10 protein-coding genes and 1 pseudogene are annotated in these 11,897 nt (G+C 43.7%); 6 read left to right on the top strand and 5 right to left on the bottom strand.

The window, feature by feature from the left end; all coding sequences use genetic code 11:
- Together JGK07_RS22330 and JGK07_RS22325 are read right to left on the bottom strand one after the other, a co-directional pair.
- Positions 1-168, bottom strand: a pseudogene (locus JGK07_RS22330) (photosystem II q(b) protein); the annotation flags it as partial.
- Positions 169-260: 92 nt separating this feature from the next.
- A complete protein-coding gene (locus JGK07_RS22325) occupies positions 261-584 on the bottom strand; it encodes a hypothetical protein (protein ID WP_293184507.1) in 324 nt (107 codons plus the stop codon).
- Between the two features lie 242 nt (positions 585-826).
- On the opposite strand from JGK07_RS22325, the gene JGK07_RS22320 reads away from it, so the two are divergent.
- The 5 genes from JGK07_RS22320 to JGK07_RS22300 all read left to right on the top strand — a co-directional run bounded on the left by JGK07_RS22320 (position 827) and on the right by JGK07_RS22300 (position 7,836).
- A complete protein-coding gene (locus tag JGK07_RS22320) occupies positions 827-4,453 on the top strand; it encodes a GAF domain-containing protein (RefSeq protein WP_293184510.1) in 3,627 nt (1,208 codons plus the stop codon).
- Positions 4,444-4,839: a response regulator gene (locus JGK07_RS22315; protein ID WP_293157660.1), complete on the top strand. Its 396-nt coding sequence runs from the start codon at positions 4,444-4,446 to the stop codon at positions 4,837-4,839. The genes JGK07_RS22320 and JGK07_RS22315 overlap by 10 nt, the downstream gene beginning before the upstream one ends.
- Positions 4,840-5,086: 247 nt before the next feature.
- On the top strand, positions 5,087-6,505 hold the full coding sequence (locus JGK07_RS22310; RefSeq protein WP_293225527.1) for an adenylate/guanylate cyclase domain-containing protein: 1,419 nt from the start codon (positions 5,087-5,089) through the stop codon (positions 6,503-6,505).
- A gap of 284 nt (positions 6,506-6,789) precedes the next feature.
- Entirely contained in the window at positions 6,790-7,626 is an 837-nt protein-coding gene (locus JGK07_RS22305; RefSeq protein WP_293184514.1) for a metallophosphoesterase, read from the top strand.
- A gap of 84 nt (positions 7,627-7,710) precedes the next feature.
- Positions 7,711-7,836, top strand: a complete 126-nt coding sequence (locus JGK07_RS22300) for a hypothetical protein (protein ID WP_293184517.1) — start codon at positions 7,711-7,713, stop codon at positions 7,834-7,836.
- Between the two features lie 15 nt (positions 7,837-7,851).
- On the opposite strand, the gene rppA is transcribed toward JGK07_RS22300, so the two are convergent.
- Positions 7,852-8,538: a two-component system response regulator RppA gene (rppA, locus tag JGK07_RS22295; RefSeq protein WP_293225529.1), complete on the bottom strand. Its 687-nt coding sequence runs from the start codon at positions 8,536-8,538 to the stop codon at positions 7,852-7,854.
- A gap of 148 nt (positions 8,539-8,686) precedes the next feature.
- Positions 8,687-9,337, bottom strand: coding sequence for a glutathione S-transferase family protein (locus tag JGK07_RS22290; protein WP_293198970.1), 651 nt, complete (start codon positions 9,335-9,337; stop codon positions 8,687-8,689).
- A 225-nt stretch (positions 9,338-9,562) separates the two neighbouring features.
- Here JGK07_RS22290 and hisG point away from each other — a divergent pair, with 225 nt between their 5' ends.
- Positions 9,563-10,207: an ATP phosphoribosyltransferase gene (gene hisG, locus JGK07_RS22285; RefSeq protein ID WP_293184524.1), complete on the top strand. Its 645-nt coding sequence runs from the start codon at positions 9,563-9,565 to the stop codon at positions 10,205-10,207.
- Between the two features lie 187 nt (positions 10,208-10,394).
- On the opposite strand, the gene JGK07_RS22280 is transcribed toward hisG, so the two are convergent.
- Positions 10,395-11,861, bottom strand: coding sequence for a response regulator (locus tag JGK07_RS22280; protein WP_293225531.1), 1,467 nt, complete (start codon positions 11,859-11,861; stop codon positions 10,395-10,397).
- Positions 11,862-11,897: the final 36 nt, after the last annotated feature.

The raw sequence follows: 11,897 nt of genomic DNA, 5'->3' as shown, positions 1-11,897 counted from the left end.
AGGAGCAGCGATGAAGGCGATTACGTAACAGATTGTTGCAGTCAGCAAGGTAGGAATCATCAAGACTCCGAACCAACCTACATAAATGCGGTTGTCGGTTGATGTTACCCAGTTGCAGAATTGCGACCAGATATTGGCGCTTTCGCGCTGTTGTAAGGTTGCCGTCATGTGTTTATGATTGCTATTGGTTTTTCAATGTTCGGATGATGTCTCTATTATTAACGGTATCGTTAAGGTTTGTAAAGGCCTGTAACGACAGCTTAACTGATGAGAGTCATCAGGAAAGCTGATGAAACGATCCAGAGGCGAAAAAAGCCCATTATTTGGTGGAACCCGCACGCGAGTCCGTTGCGGACTGTGGTGCAAGATGCCAGATTGATGCTGTAGGGGCAATCCCTCGCAGTTGTCGCAATGTATATATATAGTGTTTTGTAGGGGACATCTTCCCCGTGGTAGCCGCGCGCGATCGGGATGCGGCGCTGTGTCTGAGCTTGGAAAATTGCCAAAAGAATATAGATGCGGGGCGGGGAATGCCAGTCTGAAGGGGACTCAGCGGGTTTTAAACAGCTTGTTACTCCAGTCATCTATATTATAAAAATGCTGTAGCAGTTGCGTGCGTAAGCCAGCTTCGATCGGGGTAGCGTTCGATCGACAATTCAACTCGTGCGATCGCCAATCTAGCGCACTGAGCCTTAATCAATAATTATCAAACCAGAGCGAGCAAATCCTCTCTAAAGTTAGTTGAAAAAAAATTAAATTGAGTTAATACTTATCAAAATAAACAACTATCAATACTTAATAAACTAACCACAAGAGAGTTAAACCCATGTCAGAAAATTATCTAGGATTAGATACAGAAGATTACGAGTCCCTCAAAAGCGAGATAAAAACCCTCAAAGCGCGCGTTGCCGAACTAGAGTCGGCATCGAAACCCGAACCCGCTATCGTTGCCAAACAAAAGGCGCTATTTGCTGTAGTGACCAAAATTCGCGAGTCGTTAGACTTAGATATTATTTTTCAATCAACCGCTCGGGAAGTTCGCCAACTGCTGAATGCCGATCGAGTAGCAATATTTCGATTTTACCAGCAGTCAGGATTTGACGACGGGGAATTTGTGTCAGAAGACGTGATCCCAGAGTTTCATTCAGTAAAAGCTGTAAAGGTGCACGATCACTGCTTTGGTAAACAATATTCAATGCGGTATCAGCAAGGAAGAATTCAGGCAGTCAATGATATCAATCAAGCCGGATTGAGCGATTGCCATATAGCTGTTCTTGCTCAATTTAATGTCAAAGCAAACTTAATCGTACCTTTAATCAAAAGAAATAAACTTTGGGGATTGCTCTGCATTCACCAATGTCGCGCCCCACGCCAGTGGCAGCAAGATGAAATTGACTTTGCCAGTCAAATTGCGGTGCATTTAGGAGTAGCAATACAGCAAGCAAAACTTTTAGATGAAGCTCATAGGCGGTCAACAGCACTCCAGACTACTCTAGAGGAGCAATTGCGAAAACGCACAGAAGAGCTGGTTAAGGAAGCAGACCGAGAACGAGCCATAACTCGGATGATTGATAAGATCCGCCAAACCTTAGATATGGAAACAATTTTCCAGACAGCAGCGACAGAAGTTCGCAAACTTTTGAATGTCGATCGCATTGCCATTTATCAATTTCGTGAAGACTATTTCGGCGACTTTATCTTTGAATCTGAATCGGGAAACTGGCCGAAATTGGTAGGCAGCGGTTGGGAAGACCCCTACTTAAACGAACACCAAGGAGGTCGATTCCGGTGTGCGGAAACCTTTATCGCTGATGATATCTACAATGCCGGCCAGAGCGATTGTCACATAGAAGCTTTAGAATATTTTGGTGTCAAATCCTGTGCGGTAGTTGCGATTTTTAAAGGAGAGAAACTCTGGGGATTGCTCAGTGCCTTTCAACACACAGGTGCGCGTCACTGGGAAGACACAGAAGTAAAGTTACTGAATCAAATTGCCACTCATTTGGGCGTGGCTTTGCAGCAATCCGAGTACCTAGAACAAATACAGTTTCAAGCTAAACAGCAGGCGAAAGCAGCCGAACAGGAACGCACATTAACTAGAGTAATTGAACGGATTCGCCAGACGCTAAATATTGACAAAATATTTAGCGCAACAACTCAAGAAGTACGGCAAATTCTCAATTGCGATCGGGTTGGAGTTTACCGTTTTTTTCCAAACTGGAGCGGGGAATTTGTGTCGGAGTCGGTAGCAGAAGGTTGGATACCTTTAGTAACTGATAAAATTAAAACAGTCTGGCAAGATGATTATTTACAAAAAACTGAGGGTGGCAGGTATCGCCATCAAGAAATTTTTGTAGTTGATGACATCTATAAAATTGGTCACTCTCCATGTCATATCGAAATTCTGGAACAAATTCAAGCCAAAGCATATTGTGTAGCGCCTGTTTTTGTGGGGGAAAATCTCTGGGGTTTGCTAGCAGCTTACCAGAACTCTGGTTCCCGTGAGTGGGAAGCAGGAGAAGTGAGGTTGCTGGCTCAGGTTGGCAGTCAATTGGGAGTAGCTATGCACCAAGCAGAATTGCTCGATCGCACTAAAAAGCAGTCCTGGGAATTGCGGACGACTTTGGCAGACTTAAATGCGATCGTTGACAATTTGGCTGACGGGTTATTAGTCACTGACATTGAAGCTAAAATTACCAGGTTTAATCCGGCACTGCTGGCGATGTTTGAATTAAAAGATGTTGACCTGAAGGGGAAAAAAGTATCCGAAATATTTCCTAAAAAATTAGCCCAATTGGTTGAGGCGACTGAACATAGAGAGGGAGAAATTGTGACGCTGGAAGTGGAACTAGAAAATTCTAGGATAGGTCAAGCTTTAGCGACCACTATTCTGAAAGAAGCGGTAAAAGACGAAGCAGATCGATCTCTCGGTTCGGTGATTTTGATTCGAGATGTGACGGTGGAACGAGAAGTTGACCGAATGAAAACTGATTTTCTGGCTACAGTTTCTCACGAACTGCGGACGCCTTTAACTTCGGTTTTGGGTTTTGCTTCGCTGATTAAAGAAAAACTAGAAGAAGTGATTGTTCCCGGAGTCGTATCGGAAGACAGAAAAATCAAAAAAGCTTTAAATAAAGTTGCAGATAATATTAACATTATTGTCTCAGAAGCTGAACGGCTGACATCTTTAATTAATGATGTTTTGGATATTGCTAAGATGGAAGCGGGGCGAGTTGAATGGCAGTTACAGCCGACAAATCCAGTGCAAATCTTAAAACAGGCTATCGCCGCTACGTCATCTTTATTAGAAAAGAATAATTTAAAGTTGATTAAAGATTTTAGTCCCGGACTGCCACAGGTATTAGTAGACCGGGATCGCATGGTTCAAGTCGCGATCAATTTAATCTCGAATGCAGTCAAGTTCACAGAATCAGGTTCTGTCACCTGTCGGGCAAGAGTAGAGGGTGACGAGCTGGTTATTAGCATTATTGATACTGGCATCGGCATTGCACCAGAAGACCAAAGCAAAGTTTTTGAAAGATTTAAACAAGTGGGAGATATCCTGACCGAAAAGCCTAAAGGCACTGGCTTGGGGCTGCCAATTTCTAAACAAATCGTTGAACACCACGGCGGTAGAATTTGGCTAGAAAGCGAGTTAGGCAAGGGCAGCACTTTTTTCTTTAGTATACCGCTAGTTAAAAATATTGAGTCGGTGGAAAAATGCAAAATTATCAATGATTTAATCGGGCAACTGAAACAGCAAGTGCTCAGCAGAACTCCGCTCGGCGTTAAAGGAGGCCAGCAACTTTTAGTTGTTGACAATGAGCCTAACATCCGAGATATATTGAGGCAGTCACTGGAACAAGAAGGATATAAAGTCGCGGAGGCAATTAACGGTAGAGATGCTATTTCTCAGGCTAAAGCAGTCAAACCGGATCTGATTATTTTAGATGTAATGATGCCTCACATCGACGGTTTTGATGTGGCGGCAGTTCTCAAAAATGACCCAGAAACTCGGGGGATTCCGATTATCATCGTGTCTCTAATTCAAGACAGAGACAGGGGCTGGCGTTTGGGAGTTGACAGGTATTTTACCAAGCCTATAAATATAGCGGGACTGTTAAAGGAGATCGGCTTGCTGCTGCGACAAGGGATGTCTAATAAGACGGTGTTGGTCGTTGTTAACAATGCTTCTACTTTCAAAATTTTGTCGGCTGCGTTGCTTTTTCAGGGATATAATGTGATGGAGGCATCTGATGTTACAGAATGCCTGGATCGAGTGAGAGCGATCGAGCTGGATTTAATTATTATTGACGAAGCCTTATCTCAAGAGCAAGAATTAGTCAAAAAATTGCGCCTTACTAAGGGCTTGGAAAAAGTCTCCATAATTGTTTTGGGAGATATTGTAGAGGATAACGGGCTGAGCAAACACATTCATGGGAAATTGTTGTGAAAAAAGTTTTAATTGTGGATGACGAACCGAATATTCTGATTTTGATGGAGCAGGCTCTAGAAAAGTTGGAAGATGAGGATGATGTAGAGTTGCTGACTGCGAGAGATGGAGTTGAGGCGTTGAACAGAATTAAGGAAGAAAAGCCGGATTTGGTTTTTCTCGATGTGATGATGCCGAAAATGAGCGGGTTAGAGGTATGCAATACGGTTAAAAATGAACTAGGTATGGAGGACGTTTACATTATTATGTTGACAGCTAAGGGACAAGAATATGATAAGCAAAGCGGTATGGCTGTGGGGGCAAATCTTTATATGACTAAACCTTTTCGCCCGAAAGAAGTGCTGGTCAAAGCTAGGGAAATTCTGGGTTTGACGGCACAGATGTAGCGAGAGGTATACAATCAATTCACAAGAATATTTTTTGGTTTTTGGTGGTTGCTAGCCTGCCCAAAAACGGATACAATCCCCCGGCTATAGTCGTGGATGCTCCAAAAATTTTAGACTAAGTTTCAAGCTCGCAGAGTTATCTGCCCTTGTAAATCTAAAATCTAAAATCTCTATCCTCAAATTGGCTGACTGGTTACAAACGAATGAATAACGATAGATCGCTCACTCATGATTAATAGCAAAGTAAATGGTTCGTATCAATCTCAAAAAATTGATTTCTAAGAGAGATTTGCGGGTGGTTATTGAGGGCGCGCTCGGTGTTTTAGACGCTCCGATGGCTATTCGGAATGTTGAAGGGGCTATTTTATTGGGCGAAGATTGTCAGACCTACTTCAATACTTATCCTATCATCCTAGCCGATGAAGTTATCGGTTACGTAACAGGAAGTCAAAAAGCAGCATTTATTGCCGATATGCTGAGTTATGCTGCCAGCGCCGACTTGGATATAAGAACTCTGGCTGTTGATACTTTAGATAAGTACGAAGAAGTTAATTTTTTGTACGATTTTTCAAGCAAAATAGCTACTTGTTTGGGTGTGGCTGAAGTCAGTCAATTGGTGGTAACTGAAGCGAAAAAGTTGATTGAGTCTACCAATATTTCAGTGATGCTAATGAATGAAAAGACAGGAAAACTGGAGATTGTTTCTGCTAGGGGTAAAGAGTACAACCATAAAACAAAAATCGGTTCCAATATGGGGATAGCAGGTCATATTTTTGTTTCTGGTAAAGCTGAAATAGTCAATGATGTATTGTCCGATCCGAGATATGTTATGGGAGACAATGAGATGCGTTCTATGATTTGTGCACCTCTAACAACTCAGAACGGTACAATCGGCGTTATCAATATTAGTCATAACGAACTTGTAAACTATACGGCACAGGATTTAAAATTATTTACGGCTTTGGCATCGCAAGCGGCCGCGGCGATCGAGAATGCGCTTTTACATGAAAGTAAATTGAAGGAAGAACGAATTAAAAATAATTTGGAAAGATACCTTTCTCCCCAGGTGGTGCGAGCAGTTATCGAAGCTAAAGGAGATATTTCTCTAAATCCAACTAAGCGCAATTTAACGGTGCTTTTTTCGGATATTAGAGATTTTACTACTAAGTGTGAGGAGCTGCCTGCTGAGAAAATAGTGATGTATTTAAATGAGTATTTCACGGAGATGGTAGAGGTAATTTTTAGTCATGAAGGTACTGTGAATAAGTTTGTGGGAGATATGATTGTAGCAATGTTTGGGGCGCCTTCGGAGGTGGCCGATCGCGAAAGGAAGGCGATCGAAACTGCGATCGATATGCAGCGACGGATTAGGAGGATGTCCGTTCCTTGGATTGCGGATAATTTTCTGACTGGTATTGGCATTAGTTCGGGGGAGGTAGTTGTTGGTAATATTGGTTCGCCGCAGCACATGGATTATACTGCCATAGGGGATGAGGTGAATATTGCATCTAGGTTGCAGTCAATGGCTGAGGGAGGACAAATTTTGGTGAGCGATAGTGTGTACAGCGTTACTAAAGATATGTTTGAGTTTAGGAAAATTGGCTCTGTGATTGTTAAAGGTAAGAAGAAAGCTGTCGAAACTTTTGAGGTGATTTATCATGAATGAAGTCAGTAGTCATTAGTCATTAGTCATTAGTCATTAGTTATTAGTCATTAGTCAGTATGATAGGTCGGACACGGCAGTGCCGTTTCCCTACCGCGATCAATTGTAGGGAAACGGCACTGCCGTGTCCTGATTTCTTAGCCGTGTCCTGATTTCTTAGTCATTAGTCATCAGTTAGTAGTTATTAGTCAGATGGCAGAAAAAAGAGGGAAAAACATCTAGTTTTGCAGTATTGTCTGTTTATTTGCTAAGCTAGAGGTTGCGCTCTCTCAATAAACCTTATATTTATGCACAGGTTATTAACTGGGAAACTGCGAGTAGACTGTTTAACAATACCGATCGCTAATCTTCCAGCAAATCTATCGGGTACTAAAATTGTACAGCTTACGGACTTTCACTATGACGGGGAGCGGCTGTCGGAATGGTTGCTAGAAGAGGCGATTGTGGCGGCTAATGAAGCGGAACCAGACTTAATTTTTTTAACCGGAGATTTTATTACCTACGATCCGGCGCCTATTTACGGCTTGGTGCAGCGATTGAAAAATTTGCAAAGTCGGGTGGGAATTTACGCTGTTTTGGGCAATCACGATCACTATTATCCAGGGGCAAAAATTAAGGTTGCTAATGCTTTGAATAACGCAGGTATTCGGGTTTTGTACAATGAAGCGATTTATCCTTTGGGGTCTGAATTGGCTTTAGTTGGGTTTGCAGATTTTTGGTCTGGCGATTTTGCACCTGCGCCTCTAATGGCATCAATCAATCCGGCGATTCCTCGGATTGTATTGTCTCACAATCCTGATACTGCTGAAAATCTGCAACAGTGGCGGATTGATTTGCAGTTTTCGGGACACACTCATGGGGGTCAAATTGTGATTCCTGGTATCGGGCCTTTGTATGCTTGGGTGAGAAAAATTGGTTATTTGATTCCTGAAGGAATCCGAAAATTTGTTCCTTTTGTGTCGGCTTGCGATCGAGTAGTTCGTCACTGGGAATGGGCTAGCGGTTTGCATCGGGTTGGGAGTAATTGGTTGTACGTGAATCGCGGTTTGGGTACTTATGCGCCGGGGAGGTTATTTTGTCCGCCGGAGGTGACGGTAATTACTTTGGTTTGTCAAGATATGTAGGGATTGCTTTAGGGTGTGAAGGAAGAATGCTTCGGATGGAAGATGGAACCGCGAAGACGCAAAGGACACGAAGGAAGATGAAAGATGAGCAGAATTCCTATTATTAAGTGGGTTCTGCAAAGCGATAGCCTCTGGCGTAAAAGGAAGAATGCTTCGGAAGAAAGATGGAACCGCGAAGGCGCAAAGGACACGAAGGAAGATGGAAGATGAGCAGAATTCCTATTATTAACTGGGTTCTGCAAAGCGATAGCCTCTGCCGTAAACTGTGTGAATTAGGACGGATTCACCGGGTGCTTCTATTTTGCGGCGCAGGAGGCGAATTTGAGCTGCTAATACGTTGCTGCTGGGTTTTTCGGCTTCACTCCACAGGTATTGGTGGATTTGTTCGTGTGTTAGTATTTGACCGGGATGTCGCATTAGGTATTCTAATAGTTGACATTCTTTTTCTGATAGGTCAATTGTTCGATCGCCCCGATAGGCTATTTGATTGTCGTAGTCTAGCTGTAAATCTGCAACTTGCAGGCGCCCGACAGCCACTTCGGGGTCAAAAGTAGGGGGGCGTCGCAGCAAGGCGCGGACTCTGGCTAGGAGCTCTCGCAGTTCAAAAGGCTTGACTAGATAGTCGTCTGCGCCTGCGTCGAGTCCTTGTACGCGATCGTCTAGGGTGTCTTTGGCGGTGAGAAATAGGACTGGGGTATTCCGTCCTTGCGATCGCAATTGCTGACAAATTGCTAATCCGGTTTGTCTCGGCAGCATCCAATCCAAAATTAGCAAATCGTAATTTCCCTGCATTGCTAAATTGCTGCCATTTGCGCCGTCAAATGCGACATCAACGGTATAACCCTCGCGGGTTAAAACTCGACTCAAAGGGTCAGTCAACTCAACTTCATCATCAACTAAAAGAATCCGCATCCTGATTTTAGGTTTTAGACTTTTGATTTGAGCATGAATTACACAAAACTTGCAAACAAGCAGGTTTTGTAGGGGGAAATTCCCCGTGGTTGCCATCTGTGGTGAGGTGGCGATCGCGACCTGTTGAGGTTAAGTAAACTGATTTTTGCTACATTTTAAAATGTGCAATACTTTCCGATTCGCTGTAAGCTGCTGCTAGCCATTCCTGCATTGCAGGCAGTGCCAACAGTGTATCAGCATAAGCTTGTGCTTGTGCATCTAATTTGACTTCGTAGGTGACAAAACGCATGACAACGGGGGCAAACATGGCGTCAGCAATTGTGAATTTTCCGAACAGCATATCGCCACTGGTGCCGAATTTTTGGCGGCATTCGCGCCAAATTGCCAAGATGCGATCGATCTCTGCTTCGACACCGGGCGTCATTCCTTCTCCCGGATAGCGGTTGCGGCAGTCCATCGGCATATTTTCGCGGAGATTTTGGAAGCCTGCGTGCATTTCGGCACAGATGGAACGGGCGATCGCCCGTTGCGCTACATCCGCCGGCCATAAATCATTTGCAAAGCGTTCTGCAACGTACTCGCAAATTGCTAAAGATTCCCACACTTTCAAGTCGCCATCAATTAAAACTGGCACCTTTCCCGAAGGAGAATAGCGCCGAATTTCCCCATGGGTTGTCGGCCCGTCTAGGGGGATTCTCACTTCGGCAAAATCTATTCCAGCTTGTTTCATCGCCAGCCAAGGACGCAGCGACCAAGACGAATAATTTTTGTTGCCGATTACCAGAGTCAATTTGGTCATAGTTTTACTTTCAGCTATCATCTATTTAGCAGACAATCCTTAAGAAAATTCGATTTAACTCAGCCTCAATACAATATATTATACACAAACACAATTATTAGCAATACCTGAACTTATTTTGATATTTGAACAATTTGTGCTATTGTGGTTGAGGAAAAAGCTGTTTCCGCTCGGGCAGCGCCGATTCCGCATCCCAAATTAAGCAATTTACAATCGCAAATCAATATGATTACCGTAGCACTTCCCAAAGGCGGACTGTTAGGAGATAGCATTCGACTGTTTAAATCCGTTGGATTAGACTTCAGTGCTTTTCTCGATTCCTCTAACCGCCAACTTCAAATTTATGACACTACCGGAACGGCAAAAGCTTTGCTAGTAAGGACGCACGATGTGCCGGTTTATGTGGAATACGGTCAAGCTGATTTGGGCGTTGCGGGTTATGATGTTTTGCGGGAAAAAACTCCGAAAGTTGCAAATTTAATTGATTTACAATTTGGCAAGTGTCGGCTGTCGGTGGCGGTGAAGGAATCTAGTTCTTACAGACGCAGTGTGGATTTGCCTCCTCACGGTAGAGTTGCTTCTAAGTTCGTACACTGTGCGAGGGAATATTTTCATAATTTGAATTTGCCGGTGGAAATTGTGCCTCTTTATGGTTCTGTGGAGTTGGGGCCGATTACGGGTATGTCGGAGGCGATTGTGGATTTGGTTTCGACTGGCAAAACTTTGCGGGAAAATGGTTTGGTGGAAATTGATGTTTTGTTTCAAAGTTCGGCTTATTTGATTGGTCATCCTTTGAGTTATCGTTTGAATTCTGGCGGAGTTAATGAGTTGATTGGGAAGTTGAGAGAGCAGGTTTTGACGGCGGTTTGATGTGCGATCAAATTAGGATCAGTCCAGGATGTAACAGCCACTCTTATGGAGTTAGTTTTTAAGTACGTAGTTGCGATTGGGTAAGAGCGCTGAAGCGCAACTACGTACCTTCTATGAAAGAGCGCTGAAGCGCAACTACGTACCTTCTATGAAAGAGCGCTGAAGCGCAACTACGTACCTTTTTTATTTATCTCATTTCGGAGCTGATATTGGCAGGTATAAGACCTAGTTTTTCTTGGCATTTTTCTATATAAAAACGGGTCACTGTATCAGCAGGGTTTTGTTCGATTAGTTGCTGAAAATATCCCAAGGCGGCGACAAATCTTTCGGATTGCCATCCTTGAATTCCTTTGTCAAATAAAGCCTGGGTAAGCTGCTTGGCTTCAGAGTCGGGACTGGATGCTGGCCAGATTTCGTAGATTTCAATAGCTTGCTGCTTGCCGCGCGGCGTTACTCGATCGATCCAGCGATAGTAATAGTTGTGGGTGGGCGAATGGCTGTCGGCTGCTGTTGCGTGAGTAGTTGAAATTATACTCTCCGGTGTTTCGGCTTCCAAGTCACACTTTAATAATAAACTTTCTTTTGAGCTTGAGTTCGGACTTATGCTATTTAGAAATTCTCTCGCATGAACGATCGCATTTTCGCTAACAATTATTTGGCAACCGTATATTTTAGTTAAATTTTCTAACCGAGAAGCTGTATTTACCACATCGCCGATGACTGTAGAGTCCATCCGGCGATCGGAACCCAAGGTGCCGATCATGCCGATACCTGTGTTAATTCCAGTACCGATATTGACGGGATATTCTAAATTGTATTTGTGGCGCTCGACATTAAATTCATGCAAACTTTCTTGCATGGCTACTGCGGCTTCGATCGCATTTATAGCGTGAGAATGCGGCTGGTCAAATACTGCCATGATGGCATCGCCGAGGTATTTGTCAATAAACCCGCCGTGGGAGGTGATGCAATCGTTCATTTTCGTAAAAAAAGCATTCAACCATTCAAAGGTTTCGCGTGCTTCTTGAGATTCTGCGATCGCCGTAAACCCGCGAATGTCGCAAAATAAAATAGTCAGCTCTTCTTCTGTGACATTGCCCAACTGAATTGATTCTATCCCTTGGGGCGCAATTCGTTCGAGAAGCTGTTCCGGGACAAATAGGTGAAATTTTTCGGAAAGATATTCGTTGGCCTCCCAGGCGGCGGCAATTTGGCGCTTGCTTTGCTCTTTTACCTGCTGGTTGAATTGGGAAGACACAACTTGCGATCGCATTTGGCTCAACTGCAAAATATTTTCAACTTTCGCCAGCAGCAAGCGACTGTTAAAAGGCTTGGTTAAATAATCGTCGGCCATAATTTCTAACCCTCTGAGGCGAGAGGTATCGTCATCGAGAGCAGTCAAAAAAATTACCGGTACAGTTTGCAAAGCCGTATCATTCCGCAGGATCTCGCACACATCAAAACCGTCCATATCCGGCATCATAATATCTAGTAAAATTAAATCCGGTCGAGATACACGGGCGAGGGAGAGGGCTTCATCGCCCGATCGCGCTGATACTGTGGCGTATCCTTTCATTTGCAATAACTCTTCCAGTAAAATTAGATTAGCTGGCTCGTCATCAACCAACATGATGCAGGGCGACTTGTTTGACATGGAATATGATGTATATTGAATTTAGCTCGGGACTGG

It is taken from the genome of Microcoleus sp. PH2017_24_DOB_U_A (assembly GCF_020738205.1).
Classification (GTDB): domain Bacteria; phylum Cyanobacteriota; class Cyanobacteriia; order Cyanobacteriales; family Microcoleaceae; genus Microcoleus.
This window is presented reverse-complemented; position numbering and strand designations above follow the sequence as displayed.